Consider the following 23,399-nt stretch of genomic DNA (forward strand, 5'->3'; position numbering starts at 1 on the left):
CGTCCTCCTCCTCTTCCCCCCCCCCCCCCTCCCTCTCCCCCCCCCCCCCCCCCCCCCCCCCCCCCCCCCCCCCCCCCCCCCCCCCCCCCCCACCCCGAGGAGGTTCGCCCCGCGGGCGCAGCCGCTTCGTCAGGCGTTGACGCAGGTGTTGCCGAACGTGGGGTTCAGCAGGGCGATGATGTTCACGGTGTTGCCGCAGAGGTTGACGGGGACGTTGACCGGAACCTGGACGAGGTTGCCGGACGCCACGCCGGGGGAGCCCACGGCCTGACCGTCGGCAACCGAGTCGGCCATGGCGGGGGAGGCGGCACCGGCGGCCATGAGAACGCCGGCGGCCAGCACCACTGCCTTCTTGTACGTCATGTGATTTCGATCCTTTCCCGCAGCGGCTTTTCCACTGCAGAAACAACAACGAGTGGGCGGTGAAAAGGAAACCCCCGGTTTTCCGGGGCGTCGCCGGAATTTCCCCGGCGGCGGGCGCCCTGGCGCCGGGAATTCGGCGCGTATTTGCGCGGTGAATTCCCGGGCCGGGCGGGCCCGCACGTGGCGAGGCCGCCGCGACCCGGCGGGTGCGACGGCCTCGGTGGCGCGGGGGAGGGTCAGCTGCCGGCGGAGGCGTTGCCGGAGAGGACCGGGATGTTGTCCAGGATGTGCGACAGCGGCTCGTCGCCCTTGGCCTGGGTGGAGTTCTCGGTGCACTGCTGGTTCATCGGGTTGGACAGGATCGGGATGTCCTGGACGCCGACGTTGACCAGGGCGAGGAGCGACTGGGCGTTGACCTTCGCGGGCAGGGCGATGCAGGGCTTGTTGAAGGAGCCCTGGATCAGCGCCATCTGCGGGCTCATGTTCCCGTAGGTGGCCTGGTTGCCGTAGATCTGGGAGGCGCCGTTGCCGTTGACGGTGTTGATGCCGTTGTCGTTCCCGATGGCCATCGCCTGCGGCGCCATGGCGGCACCGATGCCCACGACCGAGGCCGCGGCCGCCGCCGTGGCCATCATCTTCTTGATCATTGTGGTCCCTTTTTTGCAGGATTGCCCGGTACTTGAGCACCCGGGTCAACGGGGCGCCGCCGGCCCGGGTTGCGTCGCTTCACCCGGATGCCGCCGTTTCGGACGGCGCGGTTGACGCTCGGGTGTGCGGTCAGCGGTTGAGGCAGACGTTGCCGAACGCCGGGTTCAGCAGGGCCGCGACGTTGACGCTGTTGCCGCAGATGTTGATCGGGATGTTGATTGGGACCTGGACCGAGTTGCCGGAGATCACGCCGGGGGACCCGGCGGCGAGGGCGCCCGCGGTGGCGTCGTTCGCGGAGGCGAGGCCCGCGCCGCCCATCAGGACCGCCGCGCCGGCGGCTGCCGCGGTGGTGCCGCGCACCAGGCTCTTCTTCATCTCTGTACTTTCCTTTCGGTTCGAACAACGGTGCACCCGCATTAACGACTCGCCGCCTGCGAGGGTGCGAGGTATCGCCCAAAAGGCCGTACATGCGAGTCCGGCGTGATTCCGGGTCGGGTTTCTGACAAAGTTCACTCCTGTTTTGTCCCCCTTGATCGAAAATGGAGACAGGATCATGGGTTCCTCCCGCAGAATCCTCGGAACGCTCGGCCTCCTGTCCTGCCTCGCACTTTCGGCCACCGTCCCCGCCGCGGGCGCCGAGGCGCCGCCGGGCCCCAAGGAAGCACCCCAGGTCCCGTTCACCCAGCGTTACCAGTCCGTGCAGCACGGCGGGCTGGTCCGGGCCTCCAACTCCTCGATCAGCTGCCGCAAGGAGGCGGCCCCCGACGCCGCGCCGTGCGCCGAGGTCAAGAAGGGCGCGACGGCGGTCAACAGCGACTTCGAGATGTTCTACAGCGAGGTCGACAAGGACCCCGACACCTACAACTCCACCCGCGCCGAACTGAAGGTCCCGCAGGGGGCGAAGGTCTCGTACGCCCGCCTGTACTGGGGCGGGAACCTGCGCGTCGGTGAGCAGAAGCCGCCGGAGGACAACGGGCGGGTGCTGGTCGCCGAGCCGGGCGGCGCGTACAAGGAAGTGCTGGCCGACACCGTGATCGGGCACCGCACGGACGAGGGGAGCGACGCGTACCAGGCCTCGGCCGACGTCACCCCGCTGGTCCGCAAGGGCGGTGCCGGGATGTGGACGGTGGCCCAGCTCAACATCGCGATGGGCCAGTCCGAGGTGGGTGCCTGGGGCGGCTGGACGATGGTCGTCGCCTACGAGCACCCGCAGGAGCCGCTGCGCCGGATCTCGCTGTGGGACGGCTTCGAGGGCCTCGGTGCCGGAGCCGGGGAGGCGGCGGGCGAGGCGATCGAGATTTCGGGGGTGGACGCGCCGGCAGGCGCCTCGGGCAAGGCCGGCATCGTGGCGTACGACGGCGACCGGGGCACCCTCGGGGACTCACTCACCGTGATCGCCGACTCCGGACGCCGCACCGATGTCAGTGACGAAGAAAACCCCTTCAACGACGTCATGAATTCCACTATCACGGAATTCGGGCGCCCCTCGTCCGCGCGACAGCCCGAACACCTGAACAACCTCGGATATGACGCGGACGTGTTCGACCTGAGTCCCGCCCTCTCCGGTGGCGCCCACAGCCTGAACTTCAGGTTCACGGGCGAAAGCCAGGGCCAATTCCTCGGCGTGCTCTTCGTTCAGACCGACGCGCGCCGCTGAACGTAGGAGACCGCTCCGCGTGCCGACACAGCCTGCCCCCGAACAACCCTGCCCCGCGCAGCCCCCGACCGCACCCGCCCTGACCGTCCTGCACCTCGTCCAGCCCGTCGACGGCGGGGTCGCCCGCGTCGTCGTCGACCTCGTGCGCGCCCAGACGGCCGCCGGCCTGCGCGCCGTCGTCGGCTGCCCGCGCGAGGGCCGCCTCGCCGAGGAAGCCCGCGCCGCCGGCGCCGAGGTGCTCGCCTGGCGGGCCGGCCGCGCCCCCGGACCCGACCTGGCCGCCGAGGTCGTCGGCGCCCGCCGGGTCATCCGCCGGGCCCGCCCCGACGTCCTGCACGCCCACAGCGCCAAGGCCGGACTGGCCGGCCGGCTCGCCGCCCGCGGGCGCGTCCCCACCGTGTTCCAGCCGCACGCCTGGTCCTTCGACGCGGTCGGCGGTGCCACCGGCGCCCTCGCCCGGCGCTGGGAGCGCTACGGCGTTCGCTGGGCCGACCGGGTGCTCTGCGTCAGCGAGGCCGAGCGCCGGGTCGGCGAGGCCGAGGGGATCGCCGCCCGCTGGTCGGTGATCCGCAACGGAGTGGACCTGGACCACTACCGACCCGGCGCCCCGGACCGGGCGGATGACCGCTGCGCCGCCCGCGCCGAACTCCCCCTGCCCGCCGCCTTCCTGGGTGACGGGCCGCTCGTCGTCTGCGTGGGCCGGCTCTGCCGGCAGAAGGGCCAGGACGTGCTGCTGCGCGCCTGGCGGGAGGTGCGCGGCAACCTTCCCGAGGCCCGACTCGCCCTCGTGGGGGACGGCCCCGACACCGAGAGGCTGCGCCGTACGGCCCCGCCCGGGGTGCTCTTCGCCGGCGGGGCCGCCGACATCCGACCGTGGCTTCGGGCCGCCGATCTCGTTGTACTGCCGTCGCGGTGGGAAGGCATGGCGCTCGCCCCGCTGGAAGCCATGGCCTGCGGCCGCCCGGTCCTGGTCTCCGACGTCAGCGGTGCCCGGGAGAGCCTGCCACCCGGCCAGGGACGGCTCTGCCTGGTGCCGCCGGAGGACCCGACGGCCCTGGCCAAGGCCCTGGGACGGCTGCTCGCCGAGCCGCGGCTGCTCGCCGAACTCGGCGAGCAGGCCCAGCAGCACGCCCGGACCGAATTCGACGTGCGGCGGACCACGGACGCGGTCACCGGTCTGTACCACGAACTGCTGGGCAGGCCCCGGCTCTCGAACCAGGAGCGCATCAGCCGATGACGATGGACAGCGCACCCCCCCGGCACACCGGACAGGGCGGCACGGGGCACGCGGCCGGTGCCGCCGGCACGGCCGCCGTCCGACGGACCGTCACCGCAATCCACCCCCCGCGCCGCCCCCGGGCCGACCAGGCCGGGCCGCTCGTGCGGCAGCGGCGGGACCGGCGCCGCCACGGGGCGCTCCCGCTGCTGGCCGCCGACGCGCTGGCCGCCGCACTGACCACGGCCGCCTCGCCCGGGCTGGAACTCCCGGGCGAGGCGGCCGGACCGCTCGCCGTCCTGGTCGCCCTGCTGCACGCGCAGGCCGGGCTGTACCGGCCGCGCCTGGCCCCGTCCGCCCTGCTCGAACTGCCCGCGCTGGCCGCGCGGGCGGCCGCCCTGTGGTGCGTGGCCGCCGCCGTGGTCGCCGCCGCCGACCCCCGCCAGGCGCTGGGCTGGTGGGCGCTGCTGGCCGCCGTCTGCCTGCAGACCGCCCTGGTGTGCGCGGGCCGCGGGCTCGTCAACCAGCTCCGGCGCCGCTCCGGTCGCCGCCGGCCCGCCTCGGCCCTCGTCGTCGGCCCGGGTGCCGGGGCGGCCGCGGTCGCCGCCGCCCTGCACGGGCACCCCGAGTACGGGCTGCGGCCCGTCGGGCTCGCCGACACCGGTGCCGGTGTCGACGGCGACGGAGCGATGCCGGTCCTCGCCACCCACGAGGACGTCCGGCGCGCGGTCATCCAGAACTCCGTCCGGGACGCGGTGTTCACCCGGCCGCCGGAGTCGGACGAGCACACCGCCTCCCTCGTCCGCCTCTTCCACGACCACGGCTGCCGGCTCTGGCTCGCCGACCCCGCCGGAACCGCCAAGGTCACCGGGATGCGGGTCGCCCAGCCCGCCGACCAGCTGTGGGGGTACGCCGTCCAGCCGCTGCTGCCGCGCCCCGCCCGGCAGCTGGAGCGCGGGGTGAAGCGGGGCCTCGACAGCGCCCTCGCCCTGTGCGCGCTGATCGCCGTCGCACCGCTGATGGGGGTGTGCGCGCTGGCCGTACGGATCGCCGACGGGCCCGGGGTGATCTTCCGTCAGGAGCGGGTCGGCCTGTACGGGCGCCCCTTCACCCTGCTGAAGTTCCGCACGCTGCGCGCCGACGAGCACGAGTCCGCCACGCGGTGGACCGTCGCCGGCGACAACCGGATGAGCCCGGTCGGGTCCTTCCTGCGCAAGTCCTCGCTGGACGAGCTGCCGCAGCTGTGGAACGTGGTGCGCGGCGACATGAGCCTGGTCGGCCCCCGGCCGGAGCGGCCCTTCTTCGTCGCGAAGTTCAGCAGCGTGCACCCCGGTTACGAGGCCCGGCACCGGATGCCCGTCGGGATCACCGGGCTCGCGCAGATCAACGGGCTGCGCGGGGACACCTCCATCGAGGACCGGGCCCGCTTCGACAACCACTACATCGACACCTGGTCGCTGTGGCAGGACCTGTGGATCCTCGCCCGCACCGCGGCCTCCTTCTTCCGCTTCCGGTTGGGGGGCAGCTGACCATGAGCCTCGCCGTGACGACGATCGGCGTCGCCGGAGCCCGGCCGGACCTGCCGCGGCTGGTGCGCCGGCACTGGCCGCTGCTGCCGCTCGCCGCGACCGTCCTGATGCTGCTGGTCCCGGTCCCCGCCGGCGATGCGAGCGCCTCCGGCAAGGTCGGCCCGGGCGACGCGGCCTCGCTGGTGCTGGTGCTGGTGTGCGCGCTGCAGGCGCTGCGCGGCCGGGTGCGGGTGCTGAGCCCGCTCGCGGTGGCGGTGCTGGGGGTGCCCGCCGTGGGGCTGGCCGTGGCGACCGCGACCGCGGGGGACCCGTACGCGGCCCTGCCGGGGTTCGTGCGCTACCTCCAGGTGTTCGTGCTGGTGCCGGTGGCGGTCGTGCTGCTGGTGCGCGACGCCGGGGAGTTCCGGGTCGCCGCCGGGTGCTTCACGGTGCTGGCCCTGGTGCAGGGCGCGGTCGGTGTCGTGCAGTACCTGACCCACACCGGCGCCTCCTACCAGGGCGCGGACGTCCGGGCCGTCGGCACCTTCGGCCCCGGCGACGTGATGGGCATGGCCACCGTGGTGGCGTACGGGCTGGTCGTGGCGACGGCCGCGGCGCTGGCCCCGGGCCTGCCGGGGCCGGTGCGCCGGGTGGCGGGCGGCACGGCGCTGCTGCTGGTGGTGCCACTGGTGCTGTCGTTCAGCCGGGGTTCGTGGATCGCCACCGCCGGGACCGCGGTGCTGGTGATGCTGCTGGCCGGGATCCGGCGGGGGGTGCGGGTGCTGCTGGCGCTCACCGCGCTCGGCGTGGTGCTGGTGGGCGGGTTCGGGGTCGGGTCCGCAATGGTGACGGAGCGGCTGACCTCGATCACGCAGGTCTCCAGCGCCCCCGACCAGTCGGTGACCGACCGCTACACGATGTGGGCCGCCGCCGAGGCGATGTGGCAGGAGCGGCCCGCGGCGGGCGTGGGCCTCAAGGGGTTCCCCGCGCACCGGGACGGCCACGCCTCGCTGGGGCTGTCCTCCGGAAGCGACACCGCCGGCGCGGGGCAGGGGTACGTGCGCCAGCCGCTGCTGTCCCCGCACAACATGTACCTGCTGGTCCTCGGCGAGCAGGGGCTGATCGGGCTGCTGGCGCTGGCGGGCGGCTGGGCGGCGCTGCTCGTCGCCGGGCTCCGCCGGTACGCCGCGGGGCGCGCGCCCGATACGGTCGACAGGGGCGATACGGGTGCCTCGGACCGCTCGGACCGCTCGGACCGCTCGGACCGCTCGGACCGCTCGGACCGCTCGGACCGCGCGATGCGCGACTGCGGACTGATCGCGATCGGGCTCCTGGTGTGGCAGCTCACCGACTTCCTCTACGCGGACATCGGCGGGCCGTCCACCGTCCTCACCGGAGTGATCATCGGGCTTGCGGCCTGGTGGGCCCTGCCGTCCCCGGCGGGCCCGCGCGCCGTTTCCGGTGCGGCCGGCCGGTGACCGATACGACGCCCTGGAGGCGGCCCGCAGCCGCGGCGACCGACGTTGCCGCGGCTGCGGGCCGTCCGCCGAGCCCGCCCGGGGACGCGCAGCCGCCGCAGTCCGCCCCGGCGGCCGCCCAGGCGCCCGCCCCCGGGCCGCTCCCGCCCGGGCCCCCCGCCGCGCCCGGCGGGTCGCCCGGCCCGGGCTCCGGCTCCGGTCCCGACCGCGGCGCGTCCGCTCCGCTCGGCCGGTTCCTGGCCAAGGCCGCCGCCGTCACCGCCGGGCTGACCGCCGCGGGCTCGGTGCTCGGGCTAGTCCGGGACCAGACCATCGCCCACCTCTTCGGCGCCGGACATGACAGCGACGCCTTCCTCATCTCCTGGACCGTCCCGGAGATGGCCTCGACCCTGCTGATCGAGGACGCCATGGCGCTGCTGATGGTGCCCGCGTTCAGCCACGCCCTGGCCCGGCGGGCGGCCGGCCGGGCCGGGCTCAGCCGGACGGAGGCCCGGGCCCAGGACCCGGTCCGGCTGCTGGTGCGGGCCACCCTGCCGCGGCTGGCGGTGTTCCTGGCCGTCGTCGCGTCCGTCCTGGTCGTCGCCGCCCCGCTGGTCGTCTCCGTCATCGCGCCCGGGCTGCCGGACCCGGGCCTCGCCGTCGAGTGCACCCGGCTCACCGCGCTGACCGTGCTGTCCTTCGGGCTGGCCGGCTACTTCAGCGCCGCCCTGCGGGCCCACCGCTCCTTCGTGCCGCCGGCCGCGATCTACCTCTCGTACAACGTCGGGATCATCGCCACGATGATCGCCCTGCACGCCGCGTGGGGCGTGCGGGCCGCGGCCGCCGGGGTCGCCGTCGGCGGGCTGCTGATGGTCTGCGTCCAACTGCCCGCCTTCATCCGGAACGTGGGCTTCGGTGCGCCGCGGGCCAAGGCCGCCGCTCCGCGCAGCCAGCGCGACCGGGACCGGCCCACCCTGATCGCCCTCGGCGTGATCGCCCCCGTCATCTGCTTCGCCGTGTTCCGGCAGTCGCAGGTGCTCGTCGAGCGGTTCCTCGCCGCGTCCCTGCCGCCCGGGGCCATCTCGCACCTGAACTACGCGCAGAAGGTCGCGCAGATGCCGATGGTGCTGTCCCTGATGATCTGCACCGTCACCTTCCCCGTCGTCGCGCAGGCCATGGCCGGCGGCGAACGCGAGAAGGCCCGCCGGCGCGTCGAACAGGACCTGGCGCTGTCCTGCCTCGCCGTCCTCATGGGCACCGCCCTGGTCATCGGCTACGCCCCGCAGATCATCGAGGTCCTCTTCCAGCGGGGCGCCTTCACCCCCGAGGACACCCGGGCCACCGCCGCCGTCATGCGGGTCTACGGCCTCGGGCTGCTCGGCCACTGCCTTGTCGGCGCGCTCAGCCGGCCCTTCTTCGCGACCGCCCGGCCCACCTGGTTCCCGGCGCTCGCGATGGGCGCCGGACTCCTCGTCAACATCGCGGGCGGGGCCGCCGCTGTCCGCTGGTGGGGCGTCTACGGCCTCGCCGGCGCCAACGCGGCCGGGATCTCCACCACCGCCGTGCTGCTGCTCCTCGGCATCGGCCGGCGGATCATCGCGATCCAGGTCCGCAGGGTCGCCCTCAGCATCGGCCGGCTTGCCGTCGCCTCCCTCGCCGCCGGCGGCACCGGCTGGATCGCCGGCCCGATGATCCCCGACCCGCTGCTCAGCGCCGCGCTCGGCTGCCTGCTGGTCCCCGCCATGTTCACGGCCGCAGGCACGGCCATACGGGCGCTCGAGATCACCACCCTGTCCGCCCAGATCGCCCACACGACCCAGAGGTTCCGCAATGCCCGCTGACACCGACACGGCACCGGCCGCCGCGATGGCTCCCGCCCGCCGGACCGCCGCCTCGCCGTGGGTCCTGATGTACCACTCGGTCACCGAGTTCACCGATCCCGCCGAGGACCCGTACGGCATCACCGTCACCCCCCGCACCCTGGAGGCCCAGCTGCAGTGGCTGCGCTCGCGCGGCCTGCGCGGGGTCTCCGTCGGCGAACTGCTGCGGGCCCGCGCCGCCGGCCGCGGCACCGGACTGGTCGGGCTGACCTTCGACGACGGCTACACCGACTACCTGACCGGGGCGCTGCCGCTGCTGCGCCACCACGAGTGCACCTCCACCCTGTTCGTGCTGCCCGGGCGGCTCGGCGTGGACAACGTGTGGGATCCGCTGGGGCCGCGCAGATCACTGCTCACCGCGGAGGGCATCCGGGAGGTCGCCGCCGCCGGGCAGGAGATCGGCTCCCACGGGCTGCTCCACCAGGACCTCACCGCCGTCTCCGACGACGTGCTCCAGCAGGAGCTGCGCGGCAGCCGGGAACTGCTGCGGGAGCTCACCGGGACGCTGCCCGAGGGCTTCTGCTACCCGTACGGCTACCTCGACGCGCGGGTCGTCCACGCGACGCGGGCCGCCGGGTACGCGTACGCCTGTGCCATCGACCCCGGGCGGCTGACCGGCCCGCACGCCCTGCCGCGCACGCACGTCAGCCAGGCCGACGGCGGCGGGCGGCTGCGGATCAAGCAGCTGCGGCACCGGGCGCGGGAGCTGGGCCGGGCGGTGCACCGGTGAAGCCGCTGCCGCCGATCGAGGACCTGCGGGTGCTGCACGTCATCACCGGGCTCGGCGTCGGCGGGGCCGAACAGCAGCTCCGACTGCTGCTGCGGCACCTGCCCATGCGCTGCGACGTGCTGACCCTGACCAACCCGGGGCCGGTGGCCGACGGGCTGCGGGCCGACGGGGTGCGCGTGGTGCACCTCGGCATGCAGGGCAACCGGGACCTGGGGGCGCTGCCCCGGCTGGCCCGGTTCATCCGGCGGGGCGGCTACGACCTCGTCCACACGCACCTGTACCGGGCCTGCGTGTACGGGCGGCTCGCGGCCCGGCTCGCGGGCGCCGGGGCGATCGTGGCCACCGAGCACTCCCTCGGCGACGCCGAGATCGAGGGCCGGCCGCTCACGGGCGGGGTCCGGGCCCTGTACCTGGCGAGCGAGCGGCTGGGCGCGGCGACGGTGGCCGTGTCCGACACGGTCGCGGCCCGGCTGGCCGGCTGGGGCGTGCCCGAGGCCCGGGTGCGCGTCGTGCCGAACGGGATCGAGGCCGCCCGGTTCCGCTTCGACGCCGGCGCGCGCCGGTCCACGCGGGCCCGGACCGGGCTGCCGGAGCGGGCGTTCGTCGTCGGCGGCGTCGGCCGGCTGGTGCCGGGCAAGCGGTTCGACGCGCTGGTCCGGGCGGTGGCGGCGCTCCCGGGCGCGCACCTGCTGCTGGCCGGGGAGGGGCCCGAGCGGGCCGCGCTGCGCCGGCTGGCCGCCGAGCTCGGCGCGCAGAACCGGATCCACCTGGTGGGGGAGCGGGACCCGCTGGGCGAGGGCCCGGACGGGCGCACGCCCGGGATCCCGGCGCTGCTGTCCGCGATGGACGTGTTCGTGTCCCCGTCGCGGGAGGAGGCGTTCGGGCTGGCGGTGGTGGAGGCGCTGGCGGCCGGGCTGCCGGTGCTGCACGTCACCTGCCCGGCGATCGACGACCTGCCGGCGGCGCAGGCGCCGGGCGCCCGGCGGATCGGCACCGGGGCGGAGGAACTGGTCGCCGCCCTGCGCGGACACATGGAGGCGGGGGCCACGCGGCTGCCGCCGCCGCCCGTGGTCCGGCGCTACGACATCGCGCGCAGCGCGGAGCAGTTGCTCGACGTCTACCGGCTGGCCCTCGCCGACCGGGTGCCGGCTCCCCGCGTCCCCCGCCCCGCGGCGGTGGTGTCGGCGGCGCCGGCCCCGGACCCGGCGTCCGGTGCGGCGGCCCCCACGGAGGCCACGGTCGCCGCCTCCACTGCATCTACCGCCTCGACCGCCTCGACCGCCTCGGCCGCCTCCGCCGCGGCCACCGAGCGGGACGCCGACCGGACGCCCGCGCCGGCGGGGACGCCGGGCCCCGCGCACGAGCCGCGGCCGGCACCCGGCGACCGGGACTGAACCGCATGCCCCGGGTCCCGAACGGGCCCGGGAGGAACACCTCTTCACCCAGGAAGTGAGCACGCACATGGCCGACACCGCCGAGCAGAAGAAGTCCGACCACCGACGCCGCCGGGTACGGCTGCTGCCGCTGCCCTCCTGGTGGCCGCTGCCCGTCGCCGCCGTGCTGGGGCTGGCCGCGGGCGGCGCGTACGGGGTCCTCAAGGCGCCCGAGTACGCCGCCACGAGCTATGTCGTCGCCGTGCCGGACGACACCACCGAGCCGGCCACCGCCCTCGGCTTCGCCCAGGCCTACGGCCGCATCGCCACCAGCAGCTCCACCCTCGCGTACGCCCAGCCCCGCGCGGGCCTGGACGCCCGCCGGCTGCGCACCCAGGTCCGCGCCGAAACCTCCCCCGAGTCCCCGATGATCGCCATCACCGGCACCTCCACGAGCGCCGCCGAGGCCGCCGACATCGCCAACTCGGTGGCCGACGCGCTGTCGCTGAGCAGCAACCAGGCAGCCAAGAACACCGGTGTGCAGCTGCTGCTGTTCAGCCAGGCCGTGGCCCCGGCCGACCCGGCCTCGCCGTCCGCCCCGGTCGCCGGGGCCGTCGGACTGTGCGCGGGCGGGCTGCTCGGCGGGCTGTGGCTGCTCGCCCGGCCCGGCCGCGGGCGCAGGCAGGAGGACGAGGAGCAGCCGTGGCAGGAGGAGCGGCGGCAGGAGCAGCCGCCGCGGCAGGAGGAGGCCGCCGTCGAGGTCACCGCCACGCCCACGCTGCCGGCCCAGGGCGAGCACGCGGAAGCCAAGGAGAAGGAGTCCGTGCGATGACGCAGGGCTCCACCGGGGCCCTGTCGGTGACGCTGTGCCGTGACCCCCGGCAGTTCGCCGCACTGGCCGAGCCCTGGAACCGGCTGTTCCGATCCTGTCGTACCGCCACCCCCTTCCAGAGCCACGCCTGGCTGCACTCGTGGTGGCTGTCGTACGGCCGGGACGGGCGGCTGCGGATCGTGCTCGTGCGGCGCGACGGGGAACTGGTCGGCGCCGCCCCGCTGATGCTCGTCCACCGGCCGCTGCCGCTGCTGGTGCCGCTCGGCGGCGGCATCACCGACCACTCCGACGTGCTCGTGGCCGACGGGCACGCCGACCAGGTCGTGCCCGCGCTGGCCCGGGGGCTGCACCGGGCGGCGCGCGGCGCCGTCGTCGACCTGCGCGAGGTGCGGCCCGGGGCGTCCGCGGAGGCGGTGTACGAGCAGTGGCCGGGCGCGCGCAGCAAGCTCGCCGACTCCACGTGCATGGAGCTGCCCGCGCTGCCCTTCGACGAGTTGGTCAAGCGGATGCCGGCCTCCGGGGCCCAGCGGGTGCGGGCCAAGCTCCGCAAGACCGATGCGGCCGGGATCGAGGAGCACGAGGTCACCGAGCACGAGGTGCCCGGGGCCGTGCGGACCCTGCTGCGGCTCCACGAGGAGCAGTGGCGCGGCCGCGGGGTGACGCCGGAGCACCTCAAGCCCCGCTTCGCCGAGCACCTGACCCGGGCCACCCGGCGGATGGTGCGCGCGGGGGAGGGCCGGCTGACCGAGTTCCGGCTCGACGGGAAGGTGGTGGCGGCCAACGTCACTCTGCTGTCGGGGACGCTCAGCGGCGGGTACCTGTACGGGGCCGACCCGGACCTGCGGGCGCGGAAGGTGGACGTGGCGACGCTGCTGCTGCGCTACGAGGCCCGCCGGGCCCTGGCGGAGGGCCGCCCGGTGGTGAGCTTCCTGCGCGGCAGCGAACCGTACAAGAACCACTGGCGGCCCGACACCGTCGTCAACCAGCGGTTCCTGATGGCCCGGACGGCGCTCGCGCCCCTGCTGCGACTGCACGAGTCGCAGGTGACGGGGCGCGAGCGGGCGGTGGACGTCTTGCGCGAGGCGCTGCCGGCCGCCCGGGACTGGCGGGCACGGCTCAACGAACTGCGGGTGCGATGACGGGTCTACCAGGGCCAGAAACCGGAGTCCCGGTCCCAGTCGAGGGTGATGCAGACCGACTGCTTGCCGACCAGCTTGGAGAGCCAGTCGCCGAAGGTGAGCGGCACGCACCACTGCGTGCTGTTCACCGGCGTCGGCCGGGGCGGCACCGGGCCGGGCACGGCCGGGCTCGGTGCCGCGGGGCTCGGCGTGACGGGGCTCGGCGTGACGGGGCTCGGGGCGACGGGGCTCGGGGCGACGGGCGACGCCGCCGGGCTCTCGGGTGCCGGGCTTTCGGGTTCCTCGGCCGAGGGCTGCGGCTTGGGCTCGGGCTTCGGCTCAGGGGACCCGGGGGTGGTCTCGACCGGGGCCGGGGTCACGGCGGGTGCCTCGGGCGAGGGAACCAGCGGCGAGGGCTTCGGCACCGGCAGGACGGGGGTCGGGAGCGGGACCGGGACCTCGGGTGTGGGCACGGCCGGTGTGGGCACGTCCGGGGTTGGGACGTGCGGGTTGGGCACGTCCGGGGTCGGGACCACCGGGGTCGGGCTCACGGGGGTCGGCACGACCGGCGTGGGGAGGACCGGCGTCGGGACCACCGGCGTCGGGACCCCCGGGTCCGGGACCTCGGGCGTGAGCGCCTTGCGGAACGCCTTCGCCGACAGCGGGTTCTGCTTGCACTGCCACACGCCGTGCGGGCAGTAGTCCGTGATGGTGTGGTAGACCGGCTTCTGCTGCTCGATCCACCGGAGCATGCGCCGCACGTACTCCGGGTTGTCCCCGCGGCGGAACAGCCCCCACTCCGGGTACGAGATCCGCTTGCCGTGTGCCTTCGCGAAGTCGACGTGGTGCTGGAGCCCGTACGGCTGGGTGATGTACTCGTCGAAGGTGCGGCCCGGACCCTGGTCGTAGGAGTCCATGCCGATGACGTCGACGACGTCGTCACCCGGGTAGCAGCGGGTCCAGCCGATCGCGTCCGACCCGCGGTTGGGGGCGAAGTCGAAGGTGAACTCCTGGCCGGGGACGGAGCGCATCGTGGTGACGATGCGCCGCCAGTACGCCTTCCATTTGTCCGGGTCCGGCGCGCACCGGTGGGTGTAGGTGGTGCCGTTCATCTCCCAGCCGAGCACGATCACCGTGTCCGGCACGCCCAGGTCCACCAGTCGCTCGGCCAGCTTCCTGAAGTGCCCGTCGAACCGGCCCGCGGCGCCCTCCCGGATCAGCCGGGCCACCTGCTGGTCCGGCACCCGGCCCTCGTTGCGCTCCTGCATGGGCACGTTGAGCACGAAGAGCCGGTCCGACTTGGCCCGGCGCCAGTCGGCCCAGTCGTCCAGGAAGTCGACGTTCCCCTCGATGCCGGCCCAGCGGTCGCCCGGCAGATAGGTGTGGCCGACGCGGATCTCCTTGCCGCCGAGCCAGTTCGACAGGAACGGGATCCGCGCGACCCCGGCCGGGCCGAAGTCCAGGTAGGCCCCCATCGCGGTGTCCGGGGCCTTCGGCTGCTCGTCGTCGGGGGCCGCGAGCGCGGCTCCGGTGGCGAGCAGCCCGGCCGTGACCGTACCGATGCAGGTGCTCGCCAGGCGGCGATGTGTTCCGGGCATGGCATCTCCAGGGCTTTCCTGAATCGGTGTGCTTGCCCAAGACGTTAGGCATCACATCCGACGAACGGCCTGTCCGGTGACGGCCGCCGTAGGCCATTCGCAGTTGCGCACCATCCCTGCTTGGTCCGACTAGGTGAAAGACACCCTTCCCATGTACGAGTTCTCCGGCCACGTGCCCGCTGTTGTGCTCAGACTCGACCGGAATCCGTTCCACCACGGAACCCTCGGCGCCGTCAGATCCCTGGGGCGCAAGGGCGTGGAGGTCCATGCCGTCGTCGAGGCCGGGGGAGGTCCCATGGGGCGCTCGCGGTACGTGCGCGCGCTGCACGAGGGGCCACCGGGCGGGCTCGACCCGGAGGCGCCGGAGGCGCTCGGGGAGTGCCTGGCCGGGGTGTCGGAGCGGATCGGGCAGCCCGCCGTGCTCATCGCGATGGACGACTTGAGCGCCATCGCCGTCGCGCGGATCGCGCCGATGCTGGAGGGGCGGTTCCGGATCCCCCACCAACCCGACGGCCTGCCGGCCAGGGTGGCCGACAAGGCCGAGCTGTCGCTGCTCTGCGCGCGCTGGGGCATCCCGCACCCGGAGACCGTGATCCCCGGGAGCGGGGCGGAGGCGGCCGAGGCGGCCTGGCGGCTCGGGCTGCCCGCGGTCGCCAAGTGGAGCCGGCCCTGGCTGCTGCCGACGGGCTCCGGCCTGCGCAGCACCACCCTCGTGCACACCGCCGCGGAGGCGCGCCGGCTGTACGAGCGCTCCGCCGAGGCCGGGAGCCGGCTGCTGCTGCAGCGGTTCCTGCCCGCCGGCGCCGACACGGACTGGTTCTTCCACGGCGCGTTCGGCCGGGGCGGGCGGCCGCTGCTCGCGGGGTCGGGCCGCAAGGAGCTGTCCTGGCCGGTGCGGACGGGGCTGACGGCGGTGGGGCGCTGGCTGCCCGACCCGGCGGTGGAGGAGGCGGGGCTGCGGATCGCCGAACGCCTCGGCTACCAGGGCATCCTGGACCTGGACTTCCGGCGGGACGAGAGCGGCTGCTTCCGGCTGGTGGACTTCAACCCGCGGCCCGGGGCCCAGTTCCGGCTGTTCACGGACGAGGCCGGGCTGGACGTCGTCCAGGCCATGTACCTCGATCTGACGGGCCAGCAGGTGCCCGCGCAGTCCGGGGGGCCGGGCCGGGTGTTCGTCGCGGAGAACTACGCGCTGCTGGCGTCGCTGCGCGGGCGGCAGCTGCCGCTGCGGCGGCGCGGACGGCGGCCCGGCCCGGCCGGGGAGCCGGGCGCCGGGCGCGGGCCGGGGCGGCGGCGCGCGAAGGGGCGGACGGAGGCTGCCTGGTTCGCGGCGGACGACCTGCTGCCGTTCCTGGCGATGCTCACCGCGTTCCTCGGGCGGGGCGCGGACAAGGGGGCGCGCGTCCTGCGCGGGATCCCGGCGCACGGGCGGCGCACGGCGCGCGCGGTGGTGCGTGCCCCGCGCCAGCGTGCCCCGCGCCAGCGCGACGGCGACCGGGCGGGGCCCGGACAGCCCGCCGTGCCGGCCCCGCCGCCGGCGCCTTCCGTGCCGGGTGGGCCAGGTGCCCCTGGCGTGCCCACGGCGCCCGTACCCGCCCCCGGGGCGGCTGTCGCACCGGCCGCGCCCGGGTCGGCGACGCCGGTCGTCCCGCACCCGCCCGGCCCGCCGGCGGCCGCCGCCGAGGACGAGCTGGTGACGCGGTGACCGGCCGGCAGGCGGGGCCGTGCCCCCTGCGGGCGACACGGGCCGTGTCGGCGTTTGAGCCGCCGGGCTCCGGGAAGCCGGAGATGGCGGCGCGCACGACTCCGGCCGGCCCCGTACCGCCCCGGCGAACGATGGGGGATCCATGAGAGCGGAGGGACAGCGGTGACGCGGATGGACGACCTCGTCGTGGTCGGCGCAGGTCCGTACGGGCTGTCGATCGCCGCGCACGCGGTGGCGGCCGGCATCGGCGTACGGGTGCTCGGTCGCCCCATGGCCTCGTGGCGGGACCACATGCCCGACGGCATGTACCTGAAGTCCGAGCCCTGGTCCTCGAACCTCTCGGCGCCCGGCGGCCGCCACACCCTCGCCGAGTACTGCGCCGGCCGGGGGCTGTCGGCCGAGCACGGCCGTCCGCTGCCGATCGGCGCGTTCAGCGCGTACGGCATGTGGTTCGCCCGCCGGGCGGTGCCGGAGGTGGAGGAGGTGACCGTCACCGAGGTCACCCCCCAGGGAGACGGCTTCCGCATCCGCACCGCCGAAGGGCCCCCGCTGCTCGCCCGGACGGTGGCCGTCGCCGTCGGGGTCATGCCCTTCGCCCGCCACCCCGGAGCGCTGCGCGAGCTGCCGCCCGGGCACTACTCGCACAGCAGTGCCCACCGCGACCTCGGCCGGTTCGCGGGCCGCGAGGTCGCCGTGCTGGGGGCCGGGCAGGCCGCCCTGGAGACCGCCGCCCTGCTCGCCGAGAGCGGCGCCCGGCCCTGCCTGGTCGCCCGGCGGGCCCGGATCGACTGGAACACCGTCCCCCCGCCGCTGGAGCGCCCGGCCCTGGAGGCGCTGCGCCGCCCGCACAGCGGCCTGGGCAGCGGCTGGCGCACCTGGGCGTGGTCCGAGCTGCCGTGGGCGGTGCGCCGGCTGCCCGCGGCCCGGCGGGAGCGGATCGCGGCCACCGCGCTCGGGCCCGCCGGGGCCTGGTGGCTGCGGGACCGCTTCGAGCGGAGCGTCCCGACGCTGCTGGGGCACCGGGTGCACCGGGCCGTCGCGGCGGGGGACCGGACCAGGCTGGGGCTGACCAGTGCGGCCGGGGAGTCCGCCGTGCTGGACGTCGCGCACGTCATCGCCGCCACCGGGTTCCACCCCGACCTGGCCCGGCTGGACCTGCTGGACGCCCGGCTGCGCGCCGCCCTCGACACGGTCGGGAACGGCGGCACGCCGGAGCTGAGCCCCGGATTCGAGTCGTCGTGGCCGGGACTGTTCTTCGCGGGGCTGCTGACGGCTCCCTCATTCGGCCCTTCCATGCGATTCGTGCACGGTGCGGGGTTCACGGCGGGGAGACTGGTGAAAGGAGTCCACAGGCGCCTCGGCGCCCGGCGCCGGCCGACGGGCTCCCTCGGCACCCCGCGGCCCGCCCGGGCCGGCGCGGGGCATCCGAAGACGTCTCTGCGGTGAGGTGAGAGGGGTCCGCGATGACTGCGGAGCAGCGAGCACAGGGCCGCGGCTGGGTGCGCATCCCGGCCAGTCGCGCGGAACAGCACACCACTGCGCCCCGGACCGCCCCGTACGGTCCTCCCGCGCCCGCCGCACCGGACCCTTCGATGATCTACCTCTCCCTGGTCAAGCGCTGGCGGGAGGCCGGGCGCACCCTTCCGGGGCATCCGGACGAGGAGTGGGAGCGGCTGATCTCCCAGCCGTGCTGGCCCGGCCGTTAGGTGGTGTTGTCTGGTGGCAGCGGCGGAGCGTGACAGATCCGGCCCGGCGACCGGTCCCGGTGAGCGGCTGGCCCTGAACGGCATGGGCAGCTTCGAGTGGGACCTGCGCGCGGGTACGTTCGAGCTGGACGAAGCCGGGTACGCGGTCCTCGACCTGGACCCGGAGGAGTTCGACCGGACCCCCGAGGGCCTCGGTCTTCGGATCCCGCAGATCGACAGCGCGCGCCTGGCGGACTCCGTGCGCACCGCGGTGGACGAGGGCGCCGAGACGCACGGCTCGTACTTCACGGTCCGTCGGCGCGACGGCGTCGACCAGTGGACCCACACCCAGGGCAGGATCCTGCGGGACGCCGCGGGGCAGCCCGACCGGATCGTCGGGATCGTCCGGGACGCGACGGCCGAGCTGGCCCAGGCCACCGTGCTGCGGAAGTTGGAGTCGGCGCGGGCCAAACAGGCGACGATCGTGCAGCGGACCACCGAGGCCCTCTCGCGGGCGGTGACCGTCGACGACGTGACCGCGACGCTGACCGGTGCGGGGGCGCTGGAGCGGCTGGGCGCGGACGGGCTGGCCCTGGGGCTGGTGGAGAACGGCGCCATCAAGATCATCGCGTTGAGCGGGGAGTCCCTGGAGATCCTCAGCGAGCGGAGGTTCACCCGGCTGGACGGCACCCTGCCGCTGTCCCAGGCGGTGCTCACCCGCAAGGCCCGGTTCGCCACCTCGCTGAGCGCCCTGGCCGACGAGTTCCCCCTGCTCGCCGACTACCTGAACCGGATCCGGTTCGACGCGGCCGCCTACCTCCCGCTCATCGCCCAGGCCCGGGCCATCGGTGGGCTGGTGCTCTTCTACCGCAAGCGCACCGAGTTCAGCCCCGAGGAGCGCAACCTCTGCCTGGGCCTGGCCGGCATCGTCGCGCAGTCCCTCCAGCGGGCGCTCCTGTTCGACCAGGAGCGGGAGTTCGCGACCGGCCTACAGGCCTCGATGCTGCCGCGGCGGATCCCGGAGATCAGCGGCGGGGAGATCGCCGTGCGCTACCACTCGGCGTGGAGCGGGCGCGAGGTCGGCGGGGACTGGTACGACGTGATCGCGCTGCCCCGCGACCGGGTCGGCATCGTGGTGGGCGACGTCCAGGGGCACGACACCCACGCCGCGGCGATCATGGGCCAGCTGCGGATCGCGCTGCGCGCCTACGCGGGCGAGGGGCACCCGCCGTCGACCGTGCTGGCGCGGGCCTCCCGCTTCCTCGCCGAGCTCGACACCGAGCGCTTCGCGACCTGCATGTACGCACAGGTGGACCTGGAGACGGGCGGCGTACGGGTCGTCCGCGCCGGCCACCTCGGCCCGCTGATCCGGCACACCGACGGGCGGACGGGCTGGCCCAACGTGCGCGGCGGGCTGCCGCTCGGCCTGGCCTCCGTCTTCGAGCAGGAGGACTTCCCCGAGACCCGGCTCGACCTCGTCCCCGGAGAGACCCTCGTGCTGTGCACGGACGGCCTGGTGGAGGAGCCCGGCACCGCCATCACCCAGGGCATGGAGGCCCTCGCCCACGTGGTCCGCAGCGGCCCGCAGGAGGCGGGAGCGCTCGCCGACCACCTCTCGGACCGGCTCTGGGAGCGCTGGGGCTCCGGCGACGACGTGGCCCTGCTGGTGCTGCGCCGGGCCCCGGACCCGGGCACCCACCGGGCTCCGCGCATCCACCAGTACATCCACCAGGCCGACCCGGAGGGGCTGTCGGAGGCCCGCTTCGCCCTGCGGCAGGCGCTGCGGGACTGGGGCATGCCGGAGCTCGCCGACGACGTCGAGGTGGCCGCCGGGGAGCTGCTGGTCAACGCCCTGCTGCACACCGACGGCGGGGCGGTGCTGACCATGGAGGTGCTGCCGGAGCCGGTGCGGCGGATCCGGCTGTGGGTCAAGGACCGCTCCAGCGTCTGGCCGCGCCGGCGCACTCCGGGGGAGGCCGCCACCACCGGGCGCGGGCTGCTGCTGGTGGACGCGCTGGCCACGCACTGGGGCGTGGAGTCCCGGGGCGACGGCAAGGCGGTGTGGTGCGAGTTCGACGCCTCGGGCAGCCCCCGTGGCTCCGTGTGAGCGTCCGTGCGTGCCGAGTTGTGGTAGGTGGGGGGCGGCGTGATGATGCGGTCCATGAAACGGACGCGTGTGGAACGGATCGTCCCGTGCGGCGCCGCCTGAGCGGGCGCACGGCAGGCGGCCTGCTGGCGCTGCTCCTGTTGGGGGCCGCGGTGCCGGCGGCCGTGGACCTGGCCGTCGACCTGGCCACGGGGCACCGGCACGCGGATCCGGGGTGCCGGACCGTGGCGTTCATGTCGATGACGGGGGTGGCGCCGTCCTGCCGGTAGCGCGGCCGGCGCCCTGCCGCCACGGCTCAGCGGTGGTCGACGACCTCGACGACCTTCTCGTCCGCCGCCACCGTGTCGAGCGACGAGGGCATGAGGCCGGAGAGGTGGATCTCCTGGAGTTCCGCCGTGGCCCTGGCGGGGCCGGCGTGCACCTGCGGGGTGTAGGCGAGCGTGGCGTGCGCGTGCCAGTCGTGGTCCTTGCCGTCGCAGACGGCCCCGCCGGCGCCGATGCCGAGGTGGACGCCGTCCTGGACGAGCGCGGCCTTGATCTGGATGGTCCCGTCGGGTGACGGCTGCTCGCAGCGGTAGGTGCCGGAAAGGGTGATCGTGCCGTCCCCGTCGATGTGGGCTTCGGACTGTACGGAAATAGCCTGATTGAATACGGTGGCCGCGGCCGGGGCGGTGAATACCGTGGCCGCGGCCAGGGCGGAGAAGGCTGCCAGGGTGATGCGGCTGCCGGACGTGCGCATTCTTCCTCCAGGTGGATGCCGATGTCGGAATTCCGTCGGAACGCATTGTGCTGGCAGATGGGCGGCATCTCGCTCCGTACACCCGTGTCGGTGTGTGCAATTCCCCGCTCGGGCGCGTGAGACTGGCCGGAAAACCCCCTCGAAGGTCCCCGAAGGGATCGCGCATGCGCCAGTCCGCTCCCGCCGCCGCTTCCGCCCTCGCCGCTGCTCTCCTGCCGTTCCTCCTGTTCGGGGCCACGGCCTGTTCCGCACCCTCCGACGGGGGCGCCCTCGCCCCTGCCGCAGCGCCCGCCGTCCCGGTGGACGACGCCGCGCCGGGCGCCGAGGGCGCCCCTGCCACGAAGGACGCCCACGTGGGCGACCCCGTCCGGGTGCACGGCCGTCAGGTCGGCCGGCACCTCCAAGCGGTGCTCAACGCGTACGTCGACCCCGCGGTCAGCGTGGAGAAGAACTTCGCCCCGCCCGCGGGGAAGCGCTGGGTGGCCGCCTCGATGTCGTTCGTCAACGTCGGCGGGGCCTCGTACGGGGCTCTCGGACGCATGTGGGCGTACGACAGCGCGGGGAAGCGCCACCCGGTCGTGCGGACGGGTGAACTGACCACCGGAAAACCCCTCGTATTCGATTCGCTCGCCGTCGGGGAACAGGCGGACGGGTGGGTCGTGTTCGAAATTCCGGAAAATACGCGCATTGTTCGGCTCCAGTACCAGGATGCGAACGTCCAGTCGAATTCCGGAGAAGGATTCTGGGCGGTGTAGCCCGCACGGGTGAAAGGCCGTGAAGGGCCCGGTGTGAAGGCCACTAGGGTGCGGCGCATGACTTCAACTCAAGCCGAAATCGACCGGGTCCGGCTCGGTACCCTCTCGGTGCTCGCCTGGATCGGCGACCCCGCCGAGGGCCACGACATGCCGTACCTCCTCGCCTACTCGCTGGGCGACGGCCCGCACGGCCCGCAGGCCGCCGAGGAGGCCGCGCGGGCGCTGCTGGCGGAGAACAAGCTGTCCATCGGGGACAAGGTCGAGGACGGGCGGAAGGACCCGGCGGGATTCCCCGTGCAGATCGTCCTGGCCGACAACCAGGTCGCGCTGACCCTGCCCGGACTGAACGCCACCTGCACCGTCCCGGACGAGTGGGTCGAGGCGGCGAACGAGAGCGGCCACGCGTACTTCCTGTTCGCCACGCGCCCCTGGCCCGAGGCCGTCCCGGGCCGCCCGGTCGACGCCGAAACGCTCCAGGCGTTCGCCGGCGACGAGGAGGTGCTCGCGACCTGCGCGCACTGCCTCCTCGCCGTGCGGCGCCTGCAGTAGGAGCCGCGTCGGCACCTCACGGTGCCGGCGGCGGCCGGCGGCAGTCGGCGCACGCTCCGGCCGCCGGGCCCCCAGCCCGCCCGGCGGCCGGTTCCGCGCGTCCGCGGCCGCGTCGGCGGGCGCAGGCCAGGCGGCCCGCGCCCGCCGTGGGGCTACTGCCGCGGCGACTCGAAGGCGAACCGGAGCGAGCGGACACGGTTGTCGAAGTTCGACCCCGCCAGGTCCGGCAGGCCCACCGCGCGCAGCCCGACCGGCCGGGTCAGCAACTCGCGGAACAAGGCCTTCATCTCCACCCGGGCCAGGTGCGCGCCCAGGCAGAAGTGCGGCCCGCCGCCGCCGAAGCCCAGGTGCGGGTTGGGGGAGCGGGTGATGTCGAAGGCGTCGGGGTCGGGGAAGACCGCCTCGTCGCGGTTGGCGGAGGCGTAGTAGAGCACGACCTTGTCGCCCGGCACGAAGCGGTGCCCGCGCAGGGCGTGTTCGGCCACCACCGTCCGGCGGAACTGGATGATCGGCGTCGAGTGCCGGATCATCTCGTCCACCGCCCCGTCCGCGTGCTCCTCGAAGTCCTCCAGCAGCAGGTCCCGCTGGTCCGGGTGGTCGGTCAGCAGGGACAGGCCGTGGGTGATCGCGTTGCGGGTGGTCTCCACGCCCGCGACCATCAGCAGCGAGAAGAACGCCCCCAGTTGGCGCGCCCCGAGCGCCTGCCCGTCCACGTCCGCGCGGACCAGCGCCGAGATCAGGTCGTCGGAGGGGTTCCTGCGGCGCTCCCGGCCGATCCCCGCGACCATCCGCTGCATCCGGGCCAGGGCGCGCAGGCCCCGCCCGGGCATCCGCAGCCGTGCCGTCAGGCCCCGTTCGACACCGATGTTCTCCGAGGCGTGGTTGACGCGGTCGGCGATCTCCGCCCGGTGGCGCTCCGGGATGCCCATCATGTTGCAGATGACCTCCAGGGGCAGCCGGGAGGCCACGGCCGAGACGAACTCGTCGGGCCGGTCGGTCAGCACGTCGTCGACGATCCGGGCGGCCACCGCGTGGATGTCCGCCTCCGCCGCCGCCAGCAGCCGCGGCGTGAACGCCCGCTGCACGATCTTGCGGAGCTGGGCGTGGTCGGCGCCGTCCAGGTTGACCATCGAGTCCCCGAACAGGGCCCGCACCCACCGCGCCGGCTCGGGCGTGGTCACCCCCGGCGCGCTCGCGAACACCTTCGGCAGCCGGCTCGCCTCCTGCACGTCCGCGTGCCGGACCAGGGCCCAGTGGCCCCGCCCCCTGCCCTCGGGCACGAACACCGGGGCGTCCAGCGCCCGGAGCCGGGCGAACGCCGCGAGCCGCGCGGCCGGGGGCTGCTGCCAGAACGCCGGGTCGGCGAGCTCCCCGTACCCCGCCACCGCCGGGTCGGCCTGCCCGTACCGCTGTACCGGGACCTTCATCGTTTCTTCTTCTTTCTGCCGGCGCGTTGGCCGCGGCCGCTGCCGCCCGCGC

Annotated in this window: 21 protein-coding genes and 1 pseudogene; 16 read left to right on the top strand and 6 right to left on the bottom strand. The window is 74.9% G+C overall.

The features are described from left to right. Positions 1 to 129: 129 nt before the first annotated feature. The 3 genes from ACZ4VL_RS10545 to ACZ4VL_RS10555 form a co-directional block, all read right to left on the bottom strand. Entirely contained in the window at positions 130 to 363 is a 234-nt protein-coding gene (locus tag ACZ4VL_RS10545) for a chaplin (protein WP_404241184.1), read from the bottom strand. A 236-nt stretch (positions 364 to 599) separates the two neighbouring features. Next, positions 600 to 1,010 carry a rodlin gene (locus tag ACZ4VL_RS10550; protein ID WP_404241182.1) on the bottom strand — a complete coding sequence of 137 codons (411 nt, stop codon included), beginning with the start codon at positions 1,008 to 1,010 and terminating at the stop codon, positions 600 to 602. 130 nt (positions 1,011 to 1,140) lie between these two features. After that, the gene (locus ACZ4VL_RS10555) at positions 1,141 to 1,386 is read right to left on the bottom strand and encodes a chaplin (protein ID WP_468198193.1); all 246 of its coding nucleotides are present in this window, start codon (positions 1,384 to 1,386) and stop codon (positions 1,141 to 1,143) included. A 178-nt stretch (positions 1,387 to 1,564) separates the two neighbouring features. Here ACZ4VL_RS10555 and ACZ4VL_RS10560 point away from each other — a divergent pair, with 178 nt between their 5' ends. The 9 genes and pseudogenes from ACZ4VL_RS10560 to ACZ4VL_RS10600 all read left to right on the top strand — a co-directional run bounded on the left by ACZ4VL_RS10560 (position 1,565) and on the right by ACZ4VL_RS10600 (position 12,803). Next, positions 1,565 to 2,668 (top strand): DUF3344 domain-containing protein, encoded by a 1,104-nt coding sequence (locus ACZ4VL_RS10560; RefSeq protein WP_468198194.1) that lies wholly within the window; start codon positions 1,565 to 1,567, stop codon positions 2,666 to 2,668. 19 nt (positions 2,669 to 2,687) lie between these two features. Further along, the gene (locus tag ACZ4VL_RS10565) at positions 2,688 to 3,905 is read left to right on the top strand and encodes a glycosyltransferase (RefSeq protein WP_468198196.1); all 1,218 of its coding nucleotides are present in this window, start codon (positions 2,688 to 2,690) and stop codon (positions 3,903 to 3,905) included. Further along, the gene (locus ACZ4VL_RS10570; RefSeq protein WP_468198198.1) at positions 3,902 to 5,413 is read left to right on the top strand and encodes an exopolysaccharide biosynthesis polyprenyl glycosylphosphotransferase; all 1,512 of its coding nucleotides are present in this window, start codon (positions 3,902 to 3,904) and stop codon (positions 5,411 to 5,413) included. The genes ACZ4VL_RS10565 and ACZ4VL_RS10570 overlap by 4 nt, the downstream gene beginning before the upstream one ends. Before the next feature lie 2 nt (positions 5,414 to 5,415). Beyond that, positions 5,416 to 6,870, top strand: a complete 1,455-nt coding sequence (locus tag ACZ4VL_RS10575; RefSeq protein WP_468198200.1) for an O-antigen ligase family protein — start codon at positions 5,416 to 5,418, stop codon at positions 6,868 to 6,870. Beyond that, entirely contained in the window at positions 6,867 to 8,690 is a 1,824-nt protein-coding gene (gene murJ / locus ACZ4VL_RS10580) for a murein biosynthesis integral membrane protein MurJ (RefSeq protein WP_468198202.1), read from the top strand. Before ACZ4VL_RS10575 ends, murJ begins: the two co-directional genes overlap by 4 nt. Continuing rightward, positions 8,680 to 9,459 (top strand): polysaccharide deacetylase family protein, encoded by a 780-nt coding sequence (locus ACZ4VL_RS10585; protein WP_468198205.1) that lies wholly within the window; start codon positions 8,680 to 8,682, stop codon positions 9,457 to 9,459. Before murJ ends, ACZ4VL_RS10585 begins: the two co-directional genes overlap by 11 nt. Positions 9,460 to 9,482: 23 nt before the next feature. Beyond that, a pseudogene (locus tag ACZ4VL_RS10590) lies at positions 9,483 to 10,616 on the top strand (glycosyltransferase); the annotation flags it as partial. A 304-nt stretch (positions 10,617 to 10,920) separates the two neighbouring features. After that, positions 10,921 to 11,664: a YveK family protein gene (locus ACZ4VL_RS10595; protein WP_468198372.1), complete on the top strand. Its 744-nt coding sequence runs from the start codon at positions 10,921 to 10,923 to the stop codon at positions 11,662 to 11,664. Then, a complete protein-coding gene (locus ACZ4VL_RS10600) occupies positions 11,661 to 12,803 on the top strand; it encodes a GNAT family N-acetyltransferase (protein WP_468198207.1) in 1,143 nt (380 codons plus the stop codon). The genes ACZ4VL_RS10595 and ACZ4VL_RS10600 overlap by 4 nt, the downstream gene beginning before the upstream one ends. Before the next feature lie 5 nt (positions 12,804 to 12,808). Here the strand turns inward: ACZ4VL_RS10600 and ACZ4VL_RS10605 are convergent, their stop codons facing one another. Further along, entirely contained in the window at positions 12,809 to 14,380 is a 1,572-nt protein-coding gene (locus ACZ4VL_RS10605) for a glycoside hydrolase family 26 protein (RefSeq protein WP_468198209.1), read from the bottom strand. A gap of 151 nt (positions 14,381 to 14,531) precedes the next feature. On the opposite strand from ACZ4VL_RS10605, the gene ACZ4VL_RS10610 reads away from it, so the two are divergent. The 5 genes from ACZ4VL_RS10610 to ACZ4VL_RS10630 all read left to right on the top strand — a co-directional run bounded on the left by ACZ4VL_RS10610 (position 14,532) and on the right by ACZ4VL_RS10630 (position 20,146). Further along, entirely contained in the window at positions 14,532 to 16,085 is a 1,554-nt protein-coding gene (locus ACZ4VL_RS10610) for a carboxylate--amine ligase (RefSeq protein WP_468198212.1), read from the top strand. Positions 16,086 to 16,256: 171 nt separating this feature from the next. After that, positions 16,257 to 17,531, top strand: coding sequence for an NAD(P)-binding domain-containing protein (locus ACZ4VL_RS10615; protein WP_468198214.1), 1,275 nt, complete (start codon positions 16,257 to 16,259; stop codon positions 17,529 to 17,531). Between the two features lie 17 nt (positions 17,532 to 17,548). Continuing rightward, a complete protein-coding gene (locus ACZ4VL_RS10620; protein ID WP_468198216.1) occupies positions 17,549 to 17,791 on the top strand; it encodes a hypothetical protein in 243 nt (80 codons plus the stop codon). A 13-nt stretch (positions 17,792 to 17,804) separates the two neighbouring features. After that, positions 17,805 to 19,877: a SpoIIE family protein phosphatase gene (locus ACZ4VL_RS10625; protein WP_468198218.1), complete on the top strand. Its 2,073-nt coding sequence runs from the start codon at positions 17,805 to 17,807 to the stop codon at positions 19,875 to 19,877. Positions 19,878 to 19,963: 86 nt separating this feature from the next. After that, positions 19,964 to 20,146 (top strand): hypothetical protein, encoded by a 183-nt coding sequence (locus tag ACZ4VL_RS10630; protein ID WP_361099798.1) that lies wholly within the window; start codon positions 19,964 to 19,966, stop codon positions 20,144 to 20,146. Between the two features lie 26 nt (positions 20,147 to 20,172). Here the strand turns inward: ACZ4VL_RS10630 and ACZ4VL_RS10635 are convergent, their stop codons facing one another. Then, positions 20,173 to 20,616: a DUF6299 family protein gene (locus ACZ4VL_RS10635; RefSeq protein WP_468198222.1), complete on the bottom strand. Its 444-nt coding sequence runs from the start codon at positions 20,614 to 20,616 to the stop codon at positions 20,173 to 20,175. A gap of 164 nt (positions 20,617 to 20,780) precedes the next feature. Between ACZ4VL_RS10635 and ACZ4VL_RS10640 the strand changes: the two genes are divergently transcribed. Both ACZ4VL_RS10640 and ACZ4VL_RS10645 read left to right on the top strand, forming a co-directional pair. After that, positions 20,781 to 21,371, top strand: a complete 591-nt coding sequence (locus tag ACZ4VL_RS10640) for a DUF4352 domain-containing protein (protein ID WP_468198224.1) — start codon at positions 20,781 to 20,783, stop codon at positions 21,369 to 21,371. A 57-nt stretch (positions 21,372 to 21,428) separates the two neighbouring features. Continuing rightward, the gene (locus ACZ4VL_RS10645) at positions 21,429 to 21,920 is read left to right on the top strand and encodes a DUF5949 family protein (protein ID WP_468198226.1); all 492 of its coding nucleotides are present in this window, start codon (positions 21,429 to 21,431) and stop codon (positions 21,918 to 21,920) included. Between the two features lie 152 nt (positions 21,921 to 22,072). On the opposite strand, the gene ACZ4VL_RS10650 is transcribed toward ACZ4VL_RS10645, so the two are convergent. Further along, a complete protein-coding gene (locus tag ACZ4VL_RS10650; RefSeq protein WP_468198229.1) occupies positions 22,073 to 23,347 on the bottom strand; it encodes a cytochrome P450 in 1,275 nt (424 codons plus the stop codon). Positions 23,348 to 23,399: the final 52 nt, after the last annotated feature.

The sequence above is a fragment of the Streptomyces sp. NPDC029014 genome (genome assembly GCF_055564695.1).

Bases quoted from the DNA above. Each gene is read 5' to 3' on its own strand.
- ACZ4VL_RS10545 (WP_404241184.1), bottom strand. From the start codon at position 363: ATGACGTACAAGAAGGCAGTGGTGCTGGCCGCCGGCGTTCTCATGGCC.
- ACZ4VL_RS10550 (WP_404241182.1), bottom strand. From the start codon at position 1,010: ATGATCAAGAAGATGATGGCCACGGCGGCGGCCGCGGCCTCGGTCGTG.
- ACZ4VL_RS10555 (WP_468198193.1), bottom strand. From the start codon at position 1,386: ATGAAGAAGAGCCTGGTGCGCGGCACCACCGCGGCAGCCGCCGGCGCG.
- ACZ4VL_RS10560 (WP_468198194.1), top strand. From the start codon at position 1,565: ATGGGTTCCTCCCGCAGAATCCTCGGAACGCTCGGCCTCCTGTCCTGC.
- ACZ4VL_RS10570 (WP_468198198.1), top strand. From the start codon at position 3,902: ATGACGATGGACAGCGCACCCCCCCGGCACACCGGACAGGGCGGCACG.
- ACZ4VL_RS10575 (WP_468198200.1), top strand. From the start codon at position 5,416: ATGAGCCTCGCCGTGACGACGATCGGCGTCGCCGGAGCCCGGCCGGAC.
- ACZ4VL_RS10585 (WP_468198205.1), top strand. From the start codon at position 8,680: ATGCCCGCTGACACCGACACGGCACCGGCCGCCGCGATGGCTCCCGCC.
- ACZ4VL_RS10595 (WP_468198372.1), top strand. From the start codon at position 10,921: ATGGCCGACACCGCCGAGCAGAAGAAGTCCGACCACCGACGCCGCCGG.
- ACZ4VL_RS10600 (WP_468198207.1), top strand. From the start codon at position 11,661: ATGACGCAGGGCTCCACCGGGGCCCTGTCGGTGACGCTGTGCCGTGAC.
- ACZ4VL_RS10605 (WP_468198209.1), bottom strand. From the start codon at position 14,380: ATGCCCGGAACACATCGCCGCCTGGCGAGCACCTGCATCGGTACGGTC.
- ACZ4VL_RS10610 (WP_468198212.1), top strand. From the start codon at position 14,532: ATGTACGAGTTCTCCGGCCACGTGCCCGCTGTTGTGCTCAGACTCGAC.
- ACZ4VL_RS10615 (WP_468198214.1), top strand. From the start codon at position 16,257: ATGGACGACCTCGTCGTGGTCGGCGCAGGTCCGTACGGGCTGTCGATC.
- ACZ4VL_RS10620 (WP_468198216.1), top strand. From the start codon at position 17,549: ATGACTGCGGAGCAGCGAGCACAGGGCCGCGGCTGGGTGCGCATCCCG.
- ACZ4VL_RS10635 (WP_468198222.1), bottom strand. From the start codon at position 20,616: ATGCGCACGTCCGGCAGCCGCATCACCCTGGCAGCCTTCTCCGCCCTG.
- ACZ4VL_RS10640 (WP_468198224.1), top strand. From the start codon at position 20,781: ATGCGCCAGTCCGCTCCCGCCGCCGCTTCCGCCCTCGCCGCTGCTCTC.
- ACZ4VL_RS10645 (WP_468198226.1), top strand. From the start codon at position 21,429: ATGACTTCAACTCAAGCCGAAATCGACCGGGTCCGGCTCGGTACCCTC.
- ACZ4VL_RS10650 (WP_468198229.1), bottom strand. From the start codon at position 23,347: ATGAAGGTCCCGGTACAGCGGTACGGGCAGGCCGACCCGGCGGTGGCG.